General features: G+C 71.7%; 15 protein-coding genes. 9 read left to right on the plus strand and 6 right to left on the minus strand.

The window, feature by feature from the left end; translation table 11 throughout:
- Nucleotides 1–70 precede the first annotated feature (70 nt).
- The 9 genes from fxsA (at nucleotide 71) to fxsT (JGS39_RS03000) (ending at nucleotide 14,167) form a co-directional block, all read left to right on the plus strand.
- Complete coding sequence (gene fxsA / locus JGS39_RS02960) at nucleotides 71–271, plus strand: FxSxx-COOH cyclophane-containing RiPP peptide (protein WP_219567089.1); 201 nt, start codon at nucleotides 71–73, stop codon at nucleotides 269–271.
- 241 nt (nucleotides 272–512) lie between these two features.
- Complete coding sequence (locus JGS39_RS02965; protein WP_219567106.1) at nucleotides 513–1,670, plus strand: FxsB family cyclophane-forming radical SAM/SPASM peptide maturase; 1,158 nt, start codon at nucleotides 513–515, stop codon at nucleotides 1,668–1,670.
- A complete protein-coding gene (locus JGS39_RS02970; RefSeq protein ID WP_219567090.1) occupies nucleotides 1,667–3,058 on the plus strand; it encodes an aKG-HExxH-type peptide beta-hydroxylase in 1,392 nt (463 codons plus the stop codon). Before JGS39_RS02965 ends, JGS39_RS02970 begins: the two co-directional genes overlap by 4 nt.
- 81 nt (nucleotides 3,059–3,139) lie before the next feature.
- On the plus strand, nucleotides 3,140–6,133 hold the full coding sequence (gene fxsT / locus JGS39_RS02975) for an FxSxx-COOH system tetratricopeptide repeat protein (RefSeq protein WP_219567091.1): 2,994 nt from the start codon (nucleotides 3,140–3,142) through the stop codon (nucleotides 6,131–6,133).
- A 69-nt stretch (nucleotides 6,134–6,202) separates the two neighbouring features.
- A complete protein-coding gene (locus tag JGS39_RS02980) occupies nucleotides 6,203–6,616 on the plus strand; it encodes a CU044_2847 family protein (RefSeq protein ID WP_236063328.1) in 414 nt (137 codons plus the stop codon).
- A gap of 26 nt (nucleotides 6,617–6,642) precedes the next feature.
- On the plus strand, nucleotides 6,643–7,560 hold the full coding sequence (locus JGS39_RS02985) for an AAA family ATPase (protein WP_219567092.1): 918 nt from the start codon (nucleotides 6,643–6,645) through the stop codon (nucleotides 7,558–7,560).
- A 7-nt stretch (nucleotides 7,561–7,567) separates the two neighbouring features.
- The gene (locus JGS39_RS02990; RefSeq protein ID WP_219567093.1) at nucleotides 7,568–9,478 is read left to right on the plus strand and encodes a vWA domain-containing protein; all 1,911 of its coding nucleotides are present in this window, start codon (nucleotides 7,568–7,570) and stop codon (nucleotides 9,476–9,478) included.
- Complete coding sequence (locus tag JGS39_RS02995; RefSeq protein WP_219567094.1) at nucleotides 9,471–10,745, plus strand: CHAT domain-containing protein; 1,275 nt, start codon at nucleotides 9,471–9,473, stop codon at nucleotides 10,743–10,745. The genes JGS39_RS02990 and JGS39_RS02995 overlap by 8 nt, the downstream gene beginning before the upstream one ends.
- Complete coding sequence (fxsT, locus tag JGS39_RS03000) at nucleotides 10,742–14,167, plus strand: FxSxx-COOH system tetratricopeptide repeat protein (RefSeq protein WP_219567095.1); 3,426 nt, start codon at nucleotides 10,742–10,744, stop codon at nucleotides 14,165–14,167. Before JGS39_RS02995 ends, fxsT (JGS39_RS03000) begins: the two co-directional genes overlap by 4 nt.
- 87 nt (nucleotides 14,168–14,254) lie before the next feature.
- Here fxsT (JGS39_RS03000) and JGS39_RS03005 read toward each other — a convergent pair whose 3' ends face one another.
- The 6 genes from JGS39_RS03005 to JGS39_RS03030 all read right to left on the minus strand — a co-directional run bounded on the left by JGS39_RS03005 (nucleotide 14,255) and on the right by JGS39_RS03030 (nucleotide 22,735).
- Nucleotides 14,255–18,067, minus strand: a complete 3,813-nt coding sequence (locus JGS39_RS03005) for a multifunctional oxoglutarate decarboxylase/oxoglutarate dehydrogenase thiamine pyrophosphate-binding subunit/dihydrolipoyllysine-residue succinyltransferase subunit (RefSeq protein ID WP_219567096.1) — start codon at nucleotides 18,065–18,067, stop codon at nucleotides 14,255–14,257.
- 257 nt (nucleotides 18,068–18,324) lie between these two features.
- Nucleotides 18,325–19,401 (minus strand): HAMP domain-containing sensor histidine kinase, encoded by a 1,077-nt coding sequence (locus tag JGS39_RS03010; RefSeq protein WP_219567097.1) that lies wholly within the window; start codon nucleotides 19,399–19,401, stop codon nucleotides 18,325–18,327.
- The gene (locus tag JGS39_RS03015; protein ID WP_148020697.1) at nucleotides 19,398–20,135 is read right to left on the minus strand and encodes a response regulator transcription factor; all 738 of its coding nucleotides are present in this window, start codon (nucleotides 20,133–20,135) and stop codon (nucleotides 19,398–19,400) included. The genes JGS39_RS03010 and JGS39_RS03015 overlap by 4 nt, the downstream gene beginning before the upstream one ends.
- A gap of 235 nt (nucleotides 20,136–20,370) precedes the next feature.
- Complete coding sequence (locus tag JGS39_RS03020) at nucleotides 20,371–21,063, minus strand: spermidine synthase family protein (protein WP_219567098.1); 693 nt, start codon at nucleotides 21,061–21,063, stop codon at nucleotides 20,371–20,373.
- A 158-nt stretch (nucleotides 21,064–21,221) separates the two neighbouring features.
- Entirely contained in the window at nucleotides 21,222–22,040 is an 819-nt protein-coding gene (locus JGS39_RS03025; RefSeq protein ID WP_219567108.1) for a nucleotidyltransferase, read from the minus strand.
- A gap of 95 nt (nucleotides 22,041–22,135) precedes the next feature.
- The gene (locus JGS39_RS03030; RefSeq protein WP_219567099.1) at nucleotides 22,136–22,735 is read right to left on the minus strand and encodes an isochorismatase family protein; all 600 of its coding nucleotides are present in this window, start codon (nucleotides 22,733–22,735) and stop codon (nucleotides 22,136–22,138) included.
- Nucleotides 22,736–22,889 lie beyond the last annotated feature (154 nt).

Consider the following 22,889-nt stretch of genomic DNA (forward strand, 5'->3'; position numbering starts at 1 on the left):
GGGACCGGCGGTGTGCGCTCAACGGCGAGCGCGGCACGGCGGTCCCGGTGCTGCACTACGGGGAGGCGTGATGAGCGAGTCGACACGTGAGGACGGAGCGGGAGCGGCGGATTCGTCCGGTGCCGCCGGCGGGCTGCCGGATCTGCTGGGCCTCGATCTGGAGTCCCTGCGGACCATGGACCATCCCGTGCTGTCCGAGGTGGTCGCGGATCTGCGTGGCCGCGTCGAACAGCCGCGGGAGATGCTCTGGGGATTCAACAACGCCTTCTGAGGCGGGGCGCCGCCCCGCGGCCACGCGGTCCGGTGCGCCGACGACCACGACCTCACCGCCCGGGACCGGCCGGCCCCCGCCGTGCGACGCGGGGCCCTGTGGCCCGGGGCAGCCGGTTCCGGGCTCCGTCCCGGCAGACGTACAGCACGGGGGTGCCCGAGTGGCCCGACCAACGACGCCGCGGCGCGCGGAGGAGGCGCCGCGCCCGGAACCGGCGCCGTCCTCCGCCGCGGCGACCCCCGTGCCCTTCGGGCAGTTCATCGTGAAGGTGCACGGCCGCTGCAACCTGGCGTGCCGCTACTGCTACCTCTACGAGGGCCCCGACACGACCTGGCGGACCAGGCCCGCCGCCGCCTCGCCCGCAGTCCTCGACCACACCGCCGAGCGGATCGCCGAACACGCGGCCACCCACCGGCTGCGCCATGCCGCCCTCGTCCTGCACGGGGGCGAACCCCTCCTCGCCGGACCCGACCGGCTCGCCGCATTCGCCGACCGGGTACGGGAGCGGGTACCCGGCCACTGCACCGTCCACGCCACCGTGCAGACCAACGCCACCCTGCTCACCGACGCGAAGGCCGCCACCCTCGCCCGGCACGGCATCCGCATCGGCATCAGCCTGGACGGCGGCCTGGCCGCACACAACACCCTGCGCACCGACCACGCGGGCCGCCCCTCCTGGCCCGCCGCCTCGCGCGGCGCCCGGCTGCTCGCCGACCGCCACCCGGAGGCGTACGCGGGCATCCTCACCGTCGTCGACCCGCGCACCGACCCGCTGGAGATGTACGAGTCACTGCTCGCCCTGCGCCCCCCGGCCCTGGACCTCCTGCTGCCGCACGGCAACTGGACCAGCCCGCCGCCGGGCCTGGCGGACCGGGCCGGTCCGCCCACCGGGCCGCGGCCGGGCAGCGCCACCCCGTACGGCGACTGGCTGTGTGCCGTCTTCGACCGCTGGTGGCCGGCCCCCCGGCGGGAGACCCGGATCAGGCTCTTCGAGGAGTGCATCGCCCTGCTCCTCGGACTGCCGGCTGCCACCGAGTCCCTCGGGCTCGACCCGGTCAACGCGGTCGTGGTCGAGACGGACGGATCGATCGAACAGGTCGACTCCCTCAAGTCCGCCTACGACACCGCGGCCGCCACCGGACTCGACGTCTTCCGCCACACCTTCGACGACGCACTGCGCCACCCCGGCGTCGTCGCACGTCAGGCAGGGGCCGGTGCACTCGCCGCCGTCTGTCGCGCCTGCCCGCTGCTGAACGTCTGCGGCGGCGGCCACTACGCCCACCGGTACCGCGCAGAGAACGGCTTCGTCAATCCGTCCGTCTACTGCGCCGACCTCGACCGGCTGGTCCGCCACGTGGCGGACCGGCTCGCCGACGCAACCGCAGGAGACCCCCCATGAGCTCCGCCGTCCCCGACCGCGCCCTGCGCGAACTCGGCCGCACCGAAGGCACCGCAGACACCCTCGGCCTGCTCGTACGCGACCAGGACACCCGCCGCCTCGTCCTCCTCCGTGCCCTGCTCGACGCGGCAGCCGCAGCGCCCGTGACCCTGTGCCCACCCCCACTGCTCGACCGGCTGCACACGGACTGGGCGCTGCTCGAAGCCGCCGAGCGCACCGATCGGGCCGCGGTGCGCACCGTGCTGTTCCACCCCATGACGGGCCCCTGGGCGGAGGGCCTCCTGGCCGGTCTCACCACGCGGACCGCGGCGGGCCCCGACCTCCTCGCCGGCCTGGCCCATCTGACCGCCCTCGCCGCAGCGGCCGCGATCCGCGCCGGGATGCCCGTCACCGTCCGGCTCACGGCCCGCGGCGGACAGCTCTCCCTGCCCACACTCGGGGCGGTACGCGCCGAGGACGGACCGGCCGACGTCGCCTTCGAGGAAGGCGAGATGACCGCCCATCCGGTCGGCGGGCCAGCGCTGACGGTACGTGCCCAGCCGGACGGCACCCTGACCTCCGCCGACCCCCGCTGGCTCCCCGTGCTCATGCTGCACCCCGCACTGCCCGGCACCGGCCCCGTGCCCCTGGACGACGTCGACCCGTACCGCACCCGCGGAACGGGCCTCGAACGGCACGGACTGAGCGCGGCCACTCATGTCGAAGACCAGGAACGCAAGGCCTGGATCGCGTCCTGGGCCGGAGTCGAACCGCTGCTCCGGCTCGGCGGCGAGCACCGGCTCACCGAAGCGGCCGTGCTGCTGCGCTGCCTCGTCCCGCTCGGCCCGCCACCCGGCTCGGGACCCACCGGCGAGGCGGCGGCCCACTGCAGCGGCACCCGGCGCGAGGCCTTCGGCGCGGTCCTCAGCAGCAAGCCCGCCACCCCCGCCTACTTCGCCTCGACGCTCGTCCACGAGCTCCAGCACACCAAGCTCGCCGCGCTCGGCGCCCTCGTCCCGCTGCACCACGAGGACGCCACGCCACGCCACTTCGCCCCCTGGCGCACCGATCCCAGGCCCTTCGACGGGCTGTTCCAGGGCGCCTACTCGCACCTCGCGCTCGCCGACTACTGGCAGCGATTCGCGCTCGGCGCCCGACGCGTGACCCATCGCGACCTGGCCTGGGCCGAACACGCCCGCTGCCGCCAGCAGGTCGGGGCCGTACTGCCCGTACTGGCCGGGTCGGCACAGCTGACCACCGAGGGACGCGTGCTCGTCAACGAGATGATCACGCTCTACCACCGTCTGGAGGATTCGCCGCCACCCACGGGTCACCTCGCGCGCGCGGACGCGTACGTGAACACCACGAGGGTGATATGGCAGCAGAGGAACGGATCACCCAGGACCTGAGCAGCCAGGTGATTCCGGCCGGAGCGAGCAAGCCCCGGTGTATCTTGAAAAGGCTCGCAACGATGTCAGGGAGACGGTTGAATGCCCGGTACGCGTAAGCAAGTTGGAGCAATCGGGGCGCAGACCGTCACCCTCAGTTTCGCCGGGTTCAACCGGGCCTGGGCGGCGTGGATCGCGGACCGTCTGGAGCGCCGCGGAGTGACGGTCGTCCAGCAGCGCTGGGACCCCCAGGTGGAGCTCCCGCTGGAGGACGCGTTGCAGGATCTGACGCTTTCCCGCGGCCGGGTCCTGGTCCTGCTCAGCGACTGGTACTTCCAGCTCGGCCCGCGCAGCCACGAGGAGTGGAACCGGGCCCTGCGCGAGGTCGTCGCCCCCGACCCCGACCGGTTCGCCGCGGTCTCCATCACGACCTCGGCCCTGCCCGGCGCCACATCGGTGTTCGGTGCCGCCGACCTCACCAACGTCGGCGCGGTCGAGGCCGAACGGCGACTGCTCGTACGCCTTGGCCTGCCCACGACCGCACTGCCCGAGGGCACCGAGGCCAGGACCGGTCCCCGCTTCCCGTTCGACACCCCCGAGGTGTGGGGAGGCGTCCCGCGGCGCAACACCCGCTTCACCGGCCGCGAGGAACTGCTCAGCAAGGCCTACCAGGCGCTCCAGGACGCCGGGGCGGGCGCCGGTGTGGTCACGCTGCACGGCATGTCCGGCGTCGGCAAGACGCAGCTCGCCGCCGAGTACGTGTACCGGTTCGGCTCCGAGTACGACGTGGTGTGGTGGGTGCCCGCGGACCGGCGTGCGCTCTACCGGCAGAAGCTCGCCGAACTCGCCCCGGAACTCGGCCTGTCCACCGGCGCCGAGTACGGCGAACGCCTGCGCGCCGTCCGCGACTCACTGCGCCGCGGCGACCCGCACGGCCACTGGCTGCTGATCCTGGACGGCGCGGACGAACCCGACCAGATCTGGGACCTCGTCCCGACCGGCCCCGGGCACGTCCTGATCACCTCCCGCAACCCGGAGTGGAGCGAGCACAACAGCAACCTCGTCGAAGTACCGGTCTACGAACGCGACGAGTCGGTCGCCTTCATCCGCCGCCGCGCCCCCCGCCTCACCCACACCGAGGCGGACCGGCTCGCCGAGGCGCTGGAGGACCTCCCGCTGCTGCTCGACCAGACCGCGGGCTGGCTGAACGACTCCGACATGTCGGTCGAGGAGTACATCGAACTCCTCGGCGGCGGCATCGACCAGGACGTCGTCAAGGTCTCCGCCGACTTCCCTCTCGCCTTCCAGACCGCCTGGTCGATACTGCTCAACAAACTCCGCGACACCGTCCCCGAGTCCGTCGACCTGCTGCGCCTGTGCAGCTTCTTCGCGCCCGGATCCATTCCCGTACGGCTGCTGAAGGAAATGCCGTCCGGGGAGCTGCCCGAACAGCTCTCGGGCCTGATGAACGACCCGCTGCTGTGGAACAAGGCGATCGGTCAGCTGCGCCAGTACTCCGTGGTCCGCCTGGAGTCCCACGACTCGATCATCGACGACGCGTCCTCGGGCGAGTCGATCTACCTGCACCGCATGGTCCACCAGATCGTCCGCAAGGACATGCCGGACCAGGACCGCCGGGAGTTCATCGATGTCGTACGCCGAGCCCTGGCGGCCGCCGACCCCGGCCGCCCCACGGACACCCGGCTGTGGCCCACGTACGCGGAGATCACCCCGCATCTGAAGTGGGCCGACGTCCTGCGCAGCACGGACCCCGCGGTGCAGAGCCTGGTGCTCAACTGCCTCCGCTACATGTACCTCTCGGGCGAGTACCGGGCCGGGATCAAGCTGGGCGCGCGTGCCATGGACGCCTGGCGGGAACTGCTGGGCGAGAACCACCCGCGGGTGTGGGACCTCAGCTACCACTACGCGAACCTGCTGCGGGCGGTCGGTGACTACGCCGGAACGGAGGCCATCGAGCGGGCCGCCGTCGACCATCTGCGGGCGGAGCGGGGCGCGCAGGACCTGGAGCATCTGCGCGCGGCCGGCGGTCTGGCGGCCGATCTGCGGGGGCTGGGGCGGTACGAAGAGGCCCTTGAGATGTCCGAGTGGATCCTGGGTGCCTACCGGGAGCTGCTGGGGGAGCAGGACTCGCGCACGCTGAACGCGCAGAACAACCTGGGTACGTCCCTGCGTCTCCTGGGCCGGTACAAGGAAGCGCTGGAGCTCAACAGGCGCACGCTGGAAGCACGTCGGCAATTGCTCCGCCACCGCCACAGCTGGACGCTCTACTCGGAGGTCAACTACGCCACCGACCTGCGTCTGCTCGGCCGGTACGACGAGGCCGAATCACTCCAGACCCAGAGCGCCCGGGTGCACAGCATCGTGATGGGCCAGGACAACCCGCAGACCCTGCGGGCCGAGCACAACCTCGCCCTCTGCCTGTACCGCACCGGCAAGCGGGCCGAGGCCGCGGAGCTGTTCACCCGGGTGCTGGAACGGGGCGAGCGGGTTCTGGGTGAGGAGGACCCGCTGACCATGATGTTCGCGGCCAGTCAGAGCTTCTTCGCTCGCGAACACGCCGACATCGACCAGGCTCGGGCCATAAGTGAGAAGGTCGTGAGTGGCTATGTCGACATGCTCGGTGAGGAGCATCCGTATGTCGCGGGCACCCGGGCCAACCATGCGCTGATCCTGCGTAACGTCGGCGAGCGGGACCACGCGCACCATCTACTGGAGGAAGCGCTCACCGATATGGGCCGGGCCGTGGGCGAGAACCACCCCTGGACCCTGGGCTGCGCGATCAACGCCTCGGCCCTGCGGAATCTCGTGGGTGACCCGGAGTCCGCCGCCGCGCTGACGGACGCGATCAGCACTCGGGCCATCGAGGTGCTCGGCCGGACCCACCCACTGACGCTCTCCGCCCGCATCGCACACGCGGCGGATCTGCGGGGCCTCCGTGACCTGCGGCACGCGGACAAGATCGAGTCGGAGGCGCTGGACGACCTGGGGAAGACCTTGGGTGCGCAACACGTCCACACCGTGTCGGCACGGTCCCGCATCCGGCCCTACTGGGACTTCGAGCCACAGATGATCTGATCTCGTAGATTCATTGATGCAACGTCAGTACCCTTGTTTTATAAGGGGGTTGAGCATCCAGGGGGGCGCATGACAGTCGTGGTGGGTACGGTGGTACCCGGCGAGGACGGTCCGATACCGGTCGTGGTGGACGCCGAGGCGTACACCACGCCCCAGGCGCCCGTCACTGACGCCGACTCGTTGTACGGGAGCGTGGACACCCGGGACGGCGCCGGTGCCGCCCGGCGCGCGCTGGGAGCGGCCGGCGATCTGTACGGGGACGGCCTCGACCTCGCCCGGCGCTGCGCCTCGCAGGCCATGCGCAGGCTGGGCGACCTCGGGGACGGTCTGCGGCCCGACGAGGTCGAACTCCAGGTCGGCATCACCTTCGAGGCGGGCATGGCCGCCGTGGTGAAGGCCGGCGCGGAGGCGCAGATCCAGGTCACCTTCCGCTGGCAGCCGGGGCGCGAGGAGCAGGCGACCGCGGTGGTGGCCCCGTCGTGAGCGGGGCGGCCGGGGAGGGGTCGCCGATGGCGATCCTCCCGTACAGCCGTGTCGTCGGGCAGGACGATCTGAAGCTGGCCCTGGAGCTGAACTTCATCGCTCCGGGCATCGGCGGCGTCCTCATCGCGGGGCAACGCGGCACGGCCAAGTCCACCGTGGTGCGGGCCTTCGCGCTGATGACCGGCGACCGGCTCCCCGTCACCCTGCCGATCAACGCGACCGACGACCGGGTGCTCGGCGGCTGGCAGCTGGACGCGCTGATGCGCGGCGATGCGAAGCGGCAGCCGGGACTGCTCGAAGAAGCCCACGAGAAGGGGCTGTTGTACGTGGACGAGGTCAACCTCCTGGACGACCACATCGTCAACATCATCCTCGACGTGGCCTCGACGGGCGTGCTGTCCGTCCAACGCGAAGGCATCGACACCAGGTCCCATGTCTCCTTCGGGCTGGTCGGCACGATGAACCCCGAGGAGGGCAGCCTGCGTGCCCAATTGCTCGACCGGTTCGGGCTGATGGTGGCCCCGGCCGAACTCGGCATCGAGGAACGGCACCTGATGATCACCACCGTGCTCACCTTCGAGGAGGAACGGCTGGTCCCCGATTCCGACTGGATCCGGTCCGCGGAGGAGGACAACCGGCAGCTGCGCGAAGAGCTGCTGGCAGCGCGGAACCGGTTGCCCGCCGTCCGGCTGGACACGGACATCAGCAGGCTGTGCGCCCAGGCCGCGGCGCGGACGAAGGCGGTCGGGCAGCGCGGAGACCTGGTGATGGCCAAGGCCGCGCGGGCCCTGGCCGCCAGGGAGGGGACGCAGAGCGTGGAGCCCGGGCAGGTGCGCCGGGTGCTGCCGTTCGCCCTGCGCCACCGGAGGCCCGACTCCGTTCACGGCTCGGAGCCCGCCTGGGGGCCGGACGAGGAAGCCGCTCTCGACGAGCTGTTCGGCTGAGTCGCGGATGTCCGGACGGCCTGTGCAGACCCAGGACCCCGGGGAGGGGGACGACGACTCCCTCCGGCTTCTGGCCGCGCTGGTCTGTTCCGCCCTGGAACCGTCCCTGACGGGAGTCCTCCTCTTCGACTGCCCGCCCCAGCACCTCGCCTCCGTCCGCGAGGCGTTCGCCCAGGTGCTGGGCCGGGCCGCGGGACACCCCTCGGGTCTCACGGTGCCGCAGACGGTGCTCGACGCGGCCACGGTCGACGAGGACCTGTGGGTACGGCCCCGCGCGCACCGCGGTCCGGGAGGCATCGAGTTCACCTTCGGGCCCGGGCCGCTGGCCGGGACGGGGAAGGGGCCGCAGGTCGTCGTCGTGCCCGACCTGGCCCGGCTGAGCGTGCCGGGCATGCGGGCCGCCGTGCAGCTCCTGGGGGCGGACACGGCCACGCTCGAACACTCCGGCATCCGGAACCGATGGCGGCCGCACGCCCGATGGCTGGCATGCTGCCGGTCCGAGGACGCCGAGCTCATCCCGCCGCACCTGCTGGACCGCTTCCCCGTCCGCCTCGCCGTCCCGGGGCTGCAACCGCGGCCGGGCCCCGACCCCCTCGGCAGCCTGCCCCCGGAATGGTCCGCCGCACTCGACCCGGCGACCCCGCGCACCCGCGTCACGCTCACCGACTCGTTCGCCCCCGCGGTGCTGCAACACCTGGAGGACCACGAGAGCGACGGGCACCGCCGTGCGCTCGCCCTGGCCCGGATCGCCCGCGCCCTGGCCCGGCTGGACGGCGGCGCACCCCTCGGCGGCCCGCTCCGGGGCACCGCAGCCCACGTCGGCCGGGCCGCCCGGCTGATTCGCCTCCGTACCGTCGACCGCTCTGAGCCACCCCCGGAAGGAAGCCCGGAGCCGCAGGCCGGTGCGCGCCCCGACACAGCCCCGGACCCTCTCCGCCCTGGGTCGGTGCGGCCTTCGGGAGGCGGTACGGAACCGGGCATCCCAGTGCACGACCCCCAGTCCGAAGTCCCGCTCGGACTGGGCCCGGTGACCGAAGGACGGCCGGCCACCGGCAACCCCTACCCGGAGGACAACGTGGGCCCCGGCCCGGACCGGGCCGCCCTCCGGGCCCCCGCCCGGCGCACTGCGGGCGCCCGTGCCGCACGGGGCCCGGTGGTGGGGGTGCGGCGCGCCCGTGACCTGTGGGACCTGGCTCCGTCCCGTACCGCGATGGAGGCCGCGAAGTACCGGGCGCACCGGGGCGGCAGCGGCCCGCTGCAGATCTACCCGCAGGACCTGCGGGGCTACGTGCGGGCGCCCGAACCTGTCCGCGTGCTCACCCTCCTCCTCGACCACACCTGTCGCGGGGACTGGGACTGGTCGGCGACGCTTGAGCCGTTCCTGCACTGGGCCTACGTCACCCGGGCGTCCGTCCAGGTCGTCGAGGTCGGTGGGGAGGGCGAGGCGAACGAGCTCCGGGCCGGGGCGTTCACCGCCCGCTCCACCCGCGACCCGAGGATCGCTGCCGCGCTGGCCCGCGGGCCCGGCCGCGCGACCCCGCTCGCGGACGGCCTCGACCGGGCCGGACACGCACTGCGCCGCGCGTTCCGGCATCACCGCGCCGGTCCCGTCGAGGCGTTGCTGGTCGTGGTCACCGACGGCCGCGGCAACGTTCCGCTGGCAGTGAGCCGCTCCGGCGTCCCTTCTCGGGGCCCGGTGCAACGGGCCGGGGTGGACGACGCGTTGGCCGTCGCCGATCGCATCCGCGCCCTGGGCCGGAGCCGGTTGCACAGTGTGGTCGTCGACCCGGGCCGCCACCCGTACACCCGTCTGCCGGCCATGCTGGCCGAAGCCCTGGGCTGCGGGGTCGTAGCAGGACGGACGGCCCCGGCGGGGCGGAGTCCGTGGACGGCGTCGCAGGGGGCGAAGCGTGGGTGAGGACCGCCGGCGCCTGATCGGGAAGCTGGTCGCGTCGGCCGTGCAGGCGTTGCCCGGGCAGCGCACCCCGGTACCGGAAGGGGCGCGTACGGCGGAGCCACGCCGCCTCGGTCCCGCCCCTGCCCGCACCGGCCGGGCACCCGACACGACGTACGCGAGCGTCCTCGTCCACCGCCACAGCAACGGGGGCCGGGAGGCGTTCGGGGTCGAGGCCTGGTGCCAGGGTGTGGAGACACTGCCGTACACCACGGGCGACGACTTTCTGCGGCCGTACGACATCAGCCTCGGCCATGCCCGAAGGGGCGGCACGGCCCCGTCCGAACTGTTCAAGTCCATCGAGCGCTGGTCGGGGTACCAGCACCCGCTGACGGAATGGATCAACCGGTGCCGGCAGGCCCACGGCGACGCACTGCAGCTCGTCATCCTGGACGAGACCGGCTTCGATCTGCCGTGGGAGGCACTCATCCTGCCCGCCGTGCCGGCAGCAGGGCTTCCGGAGGGGCCGCTGGGAGCACTCGTCGACATGGCGCGCTGGCTCGGCGGATTCCCGGTCGATGTGGCTGCGCCGAGCGGCGCGGTCGTGGGCTTCTTCCACTCCGACATGATGAGTGACCAGAACTTCTTCCAAAGCTATGAGCACCGGCCGCACTTCGGCATCGAGACCTTCCTCAAGAGCCTCGACGACCTCCCGGCGAAGCCGACCGGCATGGTCTACATGGGCTGCCACGGCACGTTCGACCACGAGGTACTCGCCAACCTCACCCTCGCCGGTGCGACCTGGGCGGACTACCAGAGGCACGGCATGCAGGTCCTGGGGCGGGAGCACGCGCTGGTCTGCCTCAACGCCTGCCACTCCGGTCGCCTCCTCGACTACGACAGGGACGGCAGGCAGGGACTGCGGGGCTTCACCCAGGTCTTTCTGGAGAAGGGCGCGGGCGGTTGCATCGTCTCGGCCGGAGAGGTCGGTGACGCCGAGGCCCGCGTCATGATCCGCCGGATCGTCGACACCGTCACCGAGGACCCCGAACGGCCGGTGGCCCGCGCACTGCGGTCCTTCCGAGCCGATGTCCACACGGCGTTCGCCGCCGAAGGCGACGTCCCGATGATGGTCAGAGACGATGGGACGTTCGACACGGACCGGCAGCGGAGCGTGCTGCGACTGCTGTACAGCCTGATGTTCCAGTACTACGGGCACCCCCTCAGCACCGTGCGCCTCAGCGGGCGCAGCCAGGGCGGCCCGGACCGGACGGAGGCGGGCGCGCCGTGACCCAGGAGGAACGCCCCCTGCTGATCGAGCCCGTCGTGGGCTGGCTGCCCGAGGTGGAACCCGGCCTCGTCCAGTGCGTCAGCGTGGACCTGCGCGGCCCACTCGACGACCGGGGGGAGACCGACGCCGACGCGTGGCCGTACGACGAGGAGGAGCTGGCCTTCAGCGCCTCGCTGGACGGTTCCCCCTACTTCGTCTGCGAGGTGCTCGACGACCCGGGGCTCGTCCTGCACCGCTTCGGAGGTACGTACGGTCCGGCGACGTTCCTCGTCACCGCGGGACCCTCCACCGGCCACGCCGTGCTGCGGCTGACCATCTTCAACCAGTGGGGTGCGACGGTACGCAAGGCCGAACTTCCCTGCGTCATCACGGAGCCGGCCGAGTCCGGCGGGAGGCTGCCCGCCGCTCGCAGCATTCCGGGCGCCCCCGCCGGTGGTGCCGGTCCGGACGACCCCGGCGACGGAGCGGGCGGCGACGGCGGGGGGCACGGGTGGCCCGGCACGTCCGCTCCCGCTCCGGGGAGGCGCGACGCCCGCCCCGGAAGACCCGCGCCTCCCGGCCGCCTCGACTCGAGCATCACCGTGAGCTTCGCGGGGTTCGACCGGGCCTGGGCGGCGTGGATCGCGGACCGGCTGGAGCGGCGCGGGGTGACCCTCATCCACCAGCGCTGGGATCCTCCGGCCGAACTGCCGCTGACGGAAGCCCTCACCGATCTCACGTTCTCCCCGGGCCGGGTCCTGATCCTGCTCAGCGACTGGTACTTCCAGCTCGGCCCGCGCAGCCACGAGGAGTGGAACCGGGCCCTGCGCGCGGTGGTCGCCCCCGACCCCCGCCGGTTTGCCGCGGTCTCCATCACGACCTCGGCCCTGCCCGGCGCCACATCGGTGTTCGCCGCGCCGGACCTCACCGGCGTCGGCGCGGACGAGGCGGAACGACGGCTGCTGGCAGGGCTGGGGCTGCCCACCGACCCGCTGCCCGCCCATGACGCGTCGCTGCCGGGACCTCGCTTCCCGGCCGACGTTCCCGAGGTCTGGAGTGGGGTCCCACGCCGCAACACCCGCTTCACCGGGCGGGAGGAATTGCTCGCCTCCGTGTACGGGACACTGCGCGCGGGAGGGCCTCGGCACGACAGCGTCACGCTGCACGGCATGTCCGGCGTAGGCAAGACGCAGCTCGCCGCCGAGTACGTGTACCGGTTCGGTTCCGAGTACGACGTGGTGTGGTGGGTGCCCGCGGACCGGCGTGCGCTCTACCGGCAGAGACTCGCCGAACTCGCCCCGGAACTCGGCCTGTCCACCGGCGCCGAGTACGGCGAACGCCTCCGCGCGGTCCGTGACGCGTTGCGCCGCGGTGAGCCGCATCGTCACTGGCTGCTGGTCCTGGACGGCGCGGACGAACCCGACCAGATCTGGGACCTGGTCCCGACCGGCCCCGGACACGTCCTGATCACCTCCCGCAATCCGGAGTGGAGCGAGCACAACAGCCACCTCGTCGAGGTACCGGTCTACGAACGTGACGAGTCGGTCGCCTTCATCCGCCGCCGCGCCCCCCGCCTCACCCACACCGAGGCGGACCGGCTCGCCGGCGCGTTGGAGGACCTCCCGCTGCTGCTCGACCAGACCGCGGGCTGGCTCAACGACTCCGACATGTCGGTCGAGGAGTACATCGAACTCCTCGGCGGCGGCATCGACCAGGATGTCATCAAGGTCTCCGCGGACTTCCCCCTGGCCTTCCAGACCGCCTGGTCGATACTGCTGAACAAGCTCAGGGAGACCGTCCCCGAGTCCGTCGACCTGCTGCGCCTGTGCAGCTTCTTCGCACCCGGGTCCATTCCCGTACGGCTGCTCAAGGCGATTCCGCTGGACGAACTGCCCGAACGGCTCCGGGGCCGGATGAATGACCGGCTCGGGTGGGACCGGGCGATCCATCAACTGCGCCAGTACTCCGTGGTCCGCGTGGAGGCCCACGAATCCGTCGCCGGGGATCTGACCTCGGGCGAGTCGATCTACCTGCACCGCATGGTCCACCAGATCGTCCGCAAGGACATGCCCGAGCGCGAACGGCCGGTATTCGCCGAGGGTGCGCGCCGTGCCCTTGCCGCCGCCGACCCGGGTGACCCGTCGGAGACCACTCGCTGGCCGGTCTACGCGGCACTCACCCCCCACCTCGAATGGGCGGAGATCCTGGACGGTACGGACGCGGCGGTGCACCAGCTGGCCCTCAACTGCCTTCGCTATATGTACCTTTCGGGGGAGTACGGAAGCGGTGTCCGGTTCGCCCGCCCGGCGATGGACTCCTGGGAGGCACTGCTCGGGCCCGCCGACCCCCGGATCTGGGCGCTGCGCCACCACTACGCCAACCTGCTGCGGGCCCTCGGCGACTACCGCGGCAGCGAGAGCGTCGAGCGTGCCACCGCCGACTTCCTGGCCGTCGAGCGCGGTGAGCTGGACCTCGACCACCTGCGCGCCGCCGGCGGTCTCGCCGCCGATCTGCGAGGCCTCGGACGTTATCAGGAGGCCCTGGACCTCTCCGCCTCGATCCTGGAGCGTGACCGGAGACTGCTCGGACCCGAGGACTCCCGCACGCTCAACGCGGAGAACAACCTCGCTGTATCGCTGCGGCTGCTCGGCCGGTACGAAGAGGCGAGGCAACAGGACGAGCGCACCCTGGCCCTGCGCCGGTCCGTCCTGGCGCCGAACGCGCCGCCGACCCTCTACTCGGAGATCAACCTCGCCATGGACCTGCGGCTCCTCGGCCGGCACCGGGAGGCCGAACTGGCCCTGCGCGAGACGGTGGGGCGCCATCTGCGGGGCATGGGCGGCAACAACCCGCAGACGCTGCGCGCCCAATACCACTTGACGCTCTGCCAGTACGCGCTGGAGGGAGCCGTGTCCGCGCTTCCGGCGCTCGCCGCGACCAGGCAGAGCGCCCTGCGGCTCCTCGGTGAGGACGACCCCCTCACTCTTCTGATCACCACGGCCGTCGCCACGGCGGAGAGGGAGGCCGGCGAACCCCGACAGGCCCTGGAACTGCACGAACACGTGGCGAACGGCTACCGGCGGATGCTGGGCGACCGGCATCCGTACACGATCGGCGTCGAGGGCAACCTGGGGCTGATGCACTGGTCGCTCGGGGACCGCGATCTCGGTTCCCAGCGGGTCGAGCGGGCCCGTATCGCGATGGCGGGCGCGGTCGGCGAGGAGCATCCCTGGACGATCGGCTGCGCGATGAACACGGTCGTGATGAGGGCCCGCACAGGACGGCTCGGCGCCGCGCGCGAGCTGGGCCGGGTCACGTGCGAGCGCGCCAATGCCACGCTGACGTCCCGCCATCCGCTCTCCGTGGCCTGCTACGCCGCGATCGCGACCAGGCCGGCAGACGGCGACCCCGTGTTCTGGCCCTTCGAACCGCTCATCATCTGAGGGGAAGACGGCCCCTCGCACCCACGCCGAAGGCCCGCCCCCGCGATCATCTCGCGGAGCCGGGCCCTCGTTTCGTACATGCGCCGGTCAGGCCTCGAAGACCTCCGCGACCAGCTGAGCCTGCTCCGTCTGGTGGCGCTTGGCCGAGCCGACCGCCGGGGAAGAGCCGCGCGGCCGCGAGATGCGGCGCAGGCGCTCACCGTGCGGGACGTCGGCGCCGACGGCCAGGTCCAGGTGGTCGATCAGGTTCAGGGCGATGAACGGCCATGCGCCCTGGTTGGCCGGCTCCTCCTGGGCCCACAGGTACTTCGCCGCGTTCGGGTACTTGGCGATCTCGGCCTGGAGCTCCGCGCCCGGCAGCGGGTACAGGCGCTCCAGACGGATGATCGCGGTCTCCGTGTCGCCGCGCTTCTGGCGCTCGGCGTCCAGGTCGTAGTAGACCTTGCCGGCGCAGAAGACGACCTTGCGGACCGCGCTCGGGTCGACCGAGTCGTCGCCGATCACCGGGCGGAAACCGCCGACGGTGAACTCCTCCGCCTTCGACGCCGCCGCCTTGAGGCGGAGCATCGACTTCGGGGTGAAGACGATCAGCGGCTTGTGGTGCGGGTTGTGCACCTGCCACCGCAGAAGGTGGAAGTAGTTCGACGGCAGGGTCGGCATCGCGACCGTCATGTTGTCCTGCGCGCACATCTGGAGGAAGCGCTCCGGGCGGGCGGACGAGTGGTCCGGGCCCTGGCCCTCGTAGCCGTGCGGCAGCAGCAGCGTGACGCCGGAGGTCTGGCCCCACTTCTGCTCGGCCGAGGAGATGAACTCGTCGACGACGGTCTGCGCGCCGTTGACGAAGTCACCGAACTGGGCCTCCCAGACGACGAGCGACTCCGGGCGGGCCAGCGAGTAGCCGTACTCGAAGCCCATCGCCGCGTACTCGCTGAGCAGCGAGTCGTAGACGTTGTAACGGGCCTGCTCGTCGGTGAGGTAGAGCAGCGGGGTGTAGTCCTCGCCGGTCACCTGGTCGACCAGCACCGCGTGGCGCTGGCCGAACGTGCCGCGGCGGGTGTCCTGGCCGGCGAGCCGGACCGGGGTGCCCTCCATCAGCAGCGAACCGATGGCCAGGGTCTCGCCCATGCCCCAGTCGATCGTGCCGTCCTCCACCGAGGCCGCACGACGCTGCATCTGCGGCATCAGGCGCGGGTGGACGGTGATGTGGTCCGGGATGTTGACCTGCGACTCGGCGATCCGCTTCACGACCTCCTGGGAGATCGCGGTGGTCACGGCCACCGGGAACTCGGCCTGGGGGTCCGACACATGCGGCTGCGCCGGGTGCGAGGTGGCCTCGCGGACCTCCGCGAACACCTTCTCCAGCTGACCCTGGAAGTCCTGGAGCGCCTGCTCCGCCTCTTCCAGCGTGATGTCGCCACGACCGATGAGGGACTCGGTGTACAGCTTGCGCACCGAGCGCTTCTTGTCGATCAGGGTGTACATCTGCGGGTTGGTGAACTGCGGGTTGTCGCCCTCGTTGTGACCGCGGCGGCGGTAGCAGATGAGGTCGATCACGACGTCCTTGTTGAACGCCTGACGGAACTCGAAGGCCAGCCGTGCGACACGGACGACGGCCTCGGGGTCGTCACCGTTGACGTGGATGATCGGCGCCTCGATCATGCGCGCCACGTCGGTGGCGTACATCGAGGAGCGCGAGGACTCCGGGGCGGCGGTGAAGCCGACCTGGTTGTTGATCACCACGTGCACGGTGCCGCCGGTGCGGTAGCCGCGCAGCTGCGACATGTTGAGCGTCTCGGCGACGACGCCCTGGCCCGCGAAGGCCGCGTCGCCGTGGAGCGCGACGGGCAGGACGGTGAAGTCAGTGCCGCCCTTGTTGATGATGTCCTGCTTGGCGCGGGCGATGCCCTCCAGGACCGGGTCGACCGCCTCCAGGTGCGAGGGGTTGGCGGCCAGCGAGACCTTGATCTGCTCGCCGTCCAGGCCGGTGAAGGTGCCCTCGGCGCCCAGGTGGTACTTGACGTCGCCGGAGCCGTGCATCGACTTCGGGTCGAGGTTGCCCTCGAACTCCCGGAAGATCTGCGCGTACGACTTGCCGACGATGTTCGCCAGCACGTTCAGCCGGCCGCGGTGGGCCATGCCGATGACGACCTCGTCGAGGCGGGCCTCGGCGGCGGAGTCGATGACCGCGTCGAGCAGCGGGATGACGGACTCGCCGCCCTCCAGCGAGAACCGCTTCTGGCCGACGTACTTCGTCTGCAGGAAGGTCTCGAACGCCTCCGCGGCGTTCAGCCGGCGCAGGATGCGCAGCTGCTCCTCGCGCTCGGGCTTGGGGCGCGGACGCTCCACCCGGTCCTGGAGCCACTTGCGCTGCTTCGGGTCCTGGATGTGCATGAACTCGATGCCGGTGGTGCGGCAGTACGACTCACGCAGCACACCGAGGATGTCGCGGAGCTTCATCATCGTCTTGCCGGCGAAACCGCCGACCGCGAAGTCCCGCTCCAGGTCCCACAGGGTGAGGCCGTGCTCGGTGATGTCCAGGTCGGGGTGCTTGCGCTGGTGGTACTCCAGCGGGTCGGTGTCGGCCATGACGTGGCCGCGGACCCGGTAGGAGTGGATCAGCTCGAAGACCCGTGCGGCCTTGGTGACGTCGTCGTCGTGCGAGGCGTCGATGTCCTTGAGCCAGCGGACCGGCTCGTAGGGGATGCGCAGCGCCTTGAAGATCTCGTCGTAGAACTCGTTCTCGCCGAGCAGCAGCTGGGAGAGGATCCGCAGGAACTCGCCGGAGGCGGCGCCCTGGATGACCCGGTGGTCGTACGTCGAGGTCAGCGTCATGACCTTGGAGATGCCCAGCTTGTTCAGGGTGTCCTGCGACGTGCCCTGGAACTCCGCGGGGTAGTCCATCGCGCCGACGCCCATGATGAGGCCCTGTCCGGGCATCAGGCGGGGCACCGAGTGAACGGTGCCGATGCCGCCGGGGTTGGTCAGCGAGGCGGTGACGCCGGTGAAGTCGTCCATGCCGAGCTTGCCGTTGCGGGCCCGGCGGACGATGTCCTCGTAGGCCTGCCAGAACTCGAAGAAGTTGAGCGTCTCGGCCTTCTTGATGGCCGCGACGACCAGCTGGCGGTCGCCGTTCGGCTTCACCAGGTCGATGGCGAGGCCGAGGTTGACGTGCTCCGGCTTCACCAGGGTCGGCTTGCCGTCCTTCTGGGCGAAGGAGTAGTTCATCGCCGGCATGGCCTTGAGGGCCTGCACCATCGCGTACCCGATGAGGTGCGTGAAGGAGATCTTCCCGCCGCGGGCGCGCTTGAGGTGGTTGTTGATGACGATGCGGTTGTCGAAGAGCAGCTTCACCGGGACGGCGCGGACGGACGTGGCCGTCGGCAGTTCCAGCGAGGCGTTCATGTTCTTCGCGACAGCGGCGGAGGGGCCGCGCAGCGTCACGTACTCCGGACCGGCCGGGGCCTCGGTGGCCGGGGCGGCGGGAGCCTTCGCGGCCGGAGCCGGTGCGGCCTTCGCCGGTGCGGCCTTCACCGGAGCCGCCGGGGCGGCAGGTGCGGATGCGGCCGGAGCGGGCGCCGGAGCAGCGGGTGCGGCCGGAGCCTTGGCCGCGGGTGCGGCAGGCGCGGCCGGAGCCGGTGCGGTGGCGGCCGGCGCCGCGGGCACCGCAGCCCCCGCGGCTGCGGCGCCGGGAACGGGCTTGTCCGCCGTGCCGGACGTACCCGGCTTGTAGTCGGCGAAGAAGTCCCACCAGGCGCGATCGACCGAATTGGGATCCTGGAGGTACTGCTGGTAGATCTCGTCGACGAGCCACTCATTGGGGCCAAAAGCGGCAGCCGGGTTCGTACCCGGGCTGGCTTGGTCGGTGGAGATGCTCGAGTTACTGGGGGACTGAGACGACACGGCGGCAACCGCCCTCTTCCGCTTCACAAGGTGATGGACAGCGGAAATCAAGGCTACGCCTCCCCGGCCGTTCCATGCAGGCCGGGCCGGTCTTCGTCGTGCAAGTCACATCGAAAGTCGGGTTTCGGGGCAGGAAATGGCGGGAAACAAGCTTGGTTCCGCTTAGCTCCGGGTACGCGAGACCGTAGTTACGGCCCCTTGGACCGTACCCCTTGAACAGAACACGTAGAACGTGCCCTTCCGGTTCGAACCCTATGTCAACCTCGCGGCTGACGGATCCCCGGAAGAGTGACGCGTATGCGGCAGCCGCGAGCGGATTCGGCCACGCCGATCCGGCCGCCGTGCAGATCCACCGCCCAGCGGGCGATCGCCAGGCCCAGTCCCGTACCGCCGTCGCTTCCCGGACCGTGCGGAGAGGACACGTCGCCCCGGTTGAACCGCTCGAAGACCCGGTGCCACTCGGACTCCGGGATGCCGGGGCCCTCGTCCGTGACCTCCAGGTGCAGCGACTCGGGCTGTGCGCCGCGCCGGGCGCGCACGGTGACCCGGCCGTGCGGCGGACTGTGCTTCACGGCGTTGTCGATCAGGTTGGCCACGACCTGGTGCAGCCGCTCGGCGTCCGCGTGCGCGGTCAGCTCCGGTGGCGACACGTCCAGGTGCAGATGCACGTCCGTACGGGAGTGGTTGCCGGAGCCCGAGGACAGCCGGCGGTGTGCGGCGGCGAGGTTCGCCTCCTTGAGGACCCCCGACAGATAGGGCCACACCTCGAAACGGCCGGCCTTCAGCGTGACCACGCCGTTGTCCAGCCGGGACAGGTCCAGCAGCGTCTCCACGAGCCTGCCGAGCCGTTCCGTCTGTTTCAGGGCCGTGCGCATCGTCTCCGGATCGGCCGCGGACACCCCGTCCACGACGTTCTCCAGCACGGCTCTCAGCGCCGCGATGGGTGTGCGCAGCTCATGTGAGACATTCGCCACCAGCTCCTTGCGGTGCCGGTCCACGGCCGCCAGGTCGTCGGCCATCAGGTTGATCGTCTGCGCCAGGTCGCCGAGCTCGTCGCGCCGGTCGGCGCCGCTCACCCGTCTGGTGTAGTCGCCGTGCGAGATCGACCGGGCGACGGCCCTCATCTCGTCCAGCGGCGCGGTCAGGCCGTGCGCCACGAACTGGGTGATCAGGAGCGTCGCGATCACCGAGAACACCGTGATGAACCGCAGCTCCGTGCGCGTGCGCATGGCCACCATGACCAGCCCGGTCGTGATGAACACCGAGACGACGACCAGGGTGCCCAGCTTGGCCTTGATCGAGAACGGCCGGAGCCCCGGTCCGGGCGCGGTCATGGCGCGGGGGTCTCCAACGCGTAACCGACACCGTGCACGGTCCGGATCCGCTCCGCGCCGATCTTCCGGCGCAGCGCCTTGATGTGGCTGTCGACGGTACGGGTGCCCGAGGCGTCCGCCCAGTCCCAGACCTCCGCCAGCAGCTGCTCCCGGGAGAGCACCGCGCGCGGGGTGTTGGCCAGACAGACCAGCAGGTCGAACTCGGTCGGCGTCAGGTGCACGTCATCCGCGCGGACCCGCACCCGGCGCTGCGCGTGGTCGATCTCCAGCTCGCCGAGGCGCAGTATTCCGCTGCGGGGCGTCACGGCGGCCAGTGCGGCCCGCTCCACCCGGCGCAGCAGGACGTGGACCCGGGCCGCCAGCTCACGCATGGAGAACGGCTTGGTCATGTAGTCGTCCGCGCCGACGCCGAGGCCGACGAGCATGTCGGTCTCGTCGTCGCGGGCGGTCAGCATCAGTACCGGCACCGGGCGCTGGGCCTGCACACGCCGGCAGACCTCCAGGCCGTCGAAGCCGGGAAGCATGATGTCGAGCACCATCAGGTCCGGCTGCCAGGCCTCGGCCGCGTCCACGGCCGCGGGGCCGTCGAGTGCGGTCTGCACCAGGAAGCCCTCGGCCCGAAGCCGGGCGGCAATGGCATCGACGATCGTGGCGTCGTCCTCGACCACCAGCACGCGGCGCTGCGCGCCCGGGGTGGCCGCGACACCTGTGTGGGTGGTGTGTGTCTGTTCCATCGCCCCGCCCCTGCCCGTTCTCACGGAGGCCATTCCCCCGGACGTACGGTCTTCGCTCGTGAATTTCGTGGGTGATCCCGCTATCGGTCAGCAGCGTAAAGGCAGCAGAGGGCTCCCGGCTACGCAGGGTGCAAGCCCGCAGGGGCGGGTCGGGGGCGCAGCGGAGGCGGAGTGTCGCGCTTGTGGCGCTTGGCCCCCGGGCGTCCCGGGGTCCCGCATACCCGGCGGGGGGTTATCAGGCTGCTCGAATTGCGAGATGGACCACGTCGGGCACACCTCGGGCAACGCCTACCTCTTCCGTCCGTACCCCACGGAATCCGGCATTCCGCAAGGCTTGTTCGAACTCCTTGGACGGCTGTGCGGACCACACCGCGAGCACGCCGCCCGGCGTGAGCCGCGCGTGGCAGTCGGCGAGCCCGGCGGGGGAGTACAGATTTCCGTTGTCGTCGGTGACGGTCCAGTCCGGCCCGTTGTCGATGTCCAGACACAGTGCGTCGTAACGGTCCGTAGTCGTACGGAGGTGGGCGACGAGGTCCGTGGTCAGGACCACGGTCCGCGGATCGGCCAGCGCCGCCCCCGAGATCCCGGCCAGCGGCCCGTCCCGGTGCCAGTCGACGATGGCCTGCTCCCGCTCGGCCACCGCGATCCGCCCCCACCGCGGCTCGGCGGCGGCCCGGGCGAGCGAGAACCCGACGCCGAGCCCGCCGATGAGCACCGCGGGGCCGGGGCGGCCGGCGGGCAGCGCGTCGAGCGCGGCGTCGATCAGCAGCCGCTCGGAGCGCCCGTCCGAGGTGTCCATCAGGAAGCACCCGTTGGCGATGATCTCGAAGTCGTCGCCGCGCCTGCGCAGGACGACCTCCCCGTACGGTCCCTCGCGGCGGTCCAGGGTGACGGGGGCGAGGGCGTCGGGGCCGAAGGTGAGGGACATGGCGATGGTCTCCGGTGGCTGGCGGTCGCTGTTCCCGCCATCCTGTCGCGTGCCGCAGCGGCCGGGCCGGCGGTTTACCCGAACGGGGTGCGGGATCAGCCGCGTTCGCGGCCCACCGCGGAATCGCTCCCGCTCGTGAGCGTCGCTGGCGGACCCGGTCAGGGGCGTGGCGCCTTCTCGCCGTGCACCGCGATGTGCTCGGCCGCCAGCCAGGGAGCGAGATCGTCGACGAGCAGGGACAGGACGGCCGGGTCGGCGCTCGGGGTGCGGCCGGTGCGCGCGGCCAGCCGCATCTGCTCGGTCCGTTCGGGGAGGTGCGGGTGGTAGTGGGCGAAGAGCTCGGCGGACTCGGCCAGGTCACTGGTCCAGCCGCCCCACTGCGGCATGACCAGGGTGAAGCCCGTACGCACGATCCGGCGTGCGACCCCCCGGCTCAGGGTGCGTCGCGCGGTGTCCGTGGTCGCCGCGGCGGCCCGCTCGCGCCAGCGGGGGAGCGCCAGGCACAGGTCGCCGTTGGTCTCGCGGGCGAGCAGCGAGGTCGGGCGGTAGCGCGGCAGCCGGGCGGCGAGGTCGTCGCCGAGCAGTGGGGTGCACAGGCAGGCGACGAAGAAGCCCCCGTCATGGCGTTCGAGTGCGCTGAGCAGAGTGGCCGTGCCGGAGAGCAGGATGCCGACACCGTCGATCTCGTCGAACGCCGCGTCCAGGGCGGTCTCGACGGCATCGGCGTCCGCGCGGTCCGCCCCGGTCGGCTCGTCGCGCAGGGCGAGCAGCAGGTCCAGGTCGGAGACCCCGGGCGCGGCCGTGCCGCGCGGGATGCTGCCGTAGATGTAGGCGCTGTCCAGCCGGGCGGGACCGAAGACCTCGGCGATCCGGGAACGGGCCGCGGACACGACCGGCGCGAACGCGGGCCGCACCCGGTCCAGTGAGCCCTCCCGCGCGATCGTGCCGTCCTCGTTGAGCCCTCGATCACCGCTCATGCCCTCCACGTAGAGCCCCCGATCGCCGCTCATGCCGTCCTCGTCGAGTCCTCGATCGCCGCTCATGCCGTCCTCGTTGAGCCGTCGATCGCTGTTCATGAGGACTTGCTGCCCCGCGGCAGCGGCCCCGGTGCCGCGAAGGTCACCTCCGCGGCCCGCGCCGTGACATCGGCGTCCGCGCTGATCGCCCAGGCCGCGACCCGGGAGACCACGGCGGCCGGGACCGACTCGCTGATTCCTGGGGCGGCCGGGATGTCCTGCGTGGCGTGCGCGTCGTGGGGGAGGACGACCCGGTAGCCCAGGGCCAGCGCCGTGCGGGCCGTCGCCTGGACGCAGATCTCCGACATCAGGCCGCAGACGGTGACGGCCCCGACGCCCGCCGCGCTCAGGACGGAGCCCAGCGACGTCTCCGCGAAGCCGTCGTCCCGCGTCTTGCGGATCACGAACTCCGTGGGACCCGTCTCGACCGGCAGGTGGAGCGCCCAGCCGGGGGTGTGCGGCTCGTCGCCCGAGCCCGGGGCGCCGTCGTTCTGCAAGTGCACGACGAGCGCACCGCTCCGGCGTGCGCGGGCGATCAGGTCCGCCGTCCGCTCCAGCAGCCCGGCCGCGCCGGGCACGGCCCGGCCTCCGGTCACTCCGGCTTTCTGGACGTCCACGACGAGCAGGGCCTGGCAGGGAGGCGCGATATCGGTCATGGGGTCATCGTGTCCGGCGGCGACTTCGCGTTCCACGGGATTTCGCGCGGTCCCGGGTCCGCGGGCGGAGGGACTAAGGCGCCCGGGCCCGGCGTTGGACCAGGGCATGAGGCGGCAGTCGTACGTGATCGCTCACAGCGAACGCACCCCCGGG

Origin of the sequence: Streptomyces poriferorum, from assembly GCF_019399235.1 — a bacterium.
GTDB classification, from domain to species: domain Bacteria; phylum Actinomycetota; class Actinomycetes; order Streptomycetales; family Streptomycetaceae; genus Streptomyces; species Streptomyces poriferorum.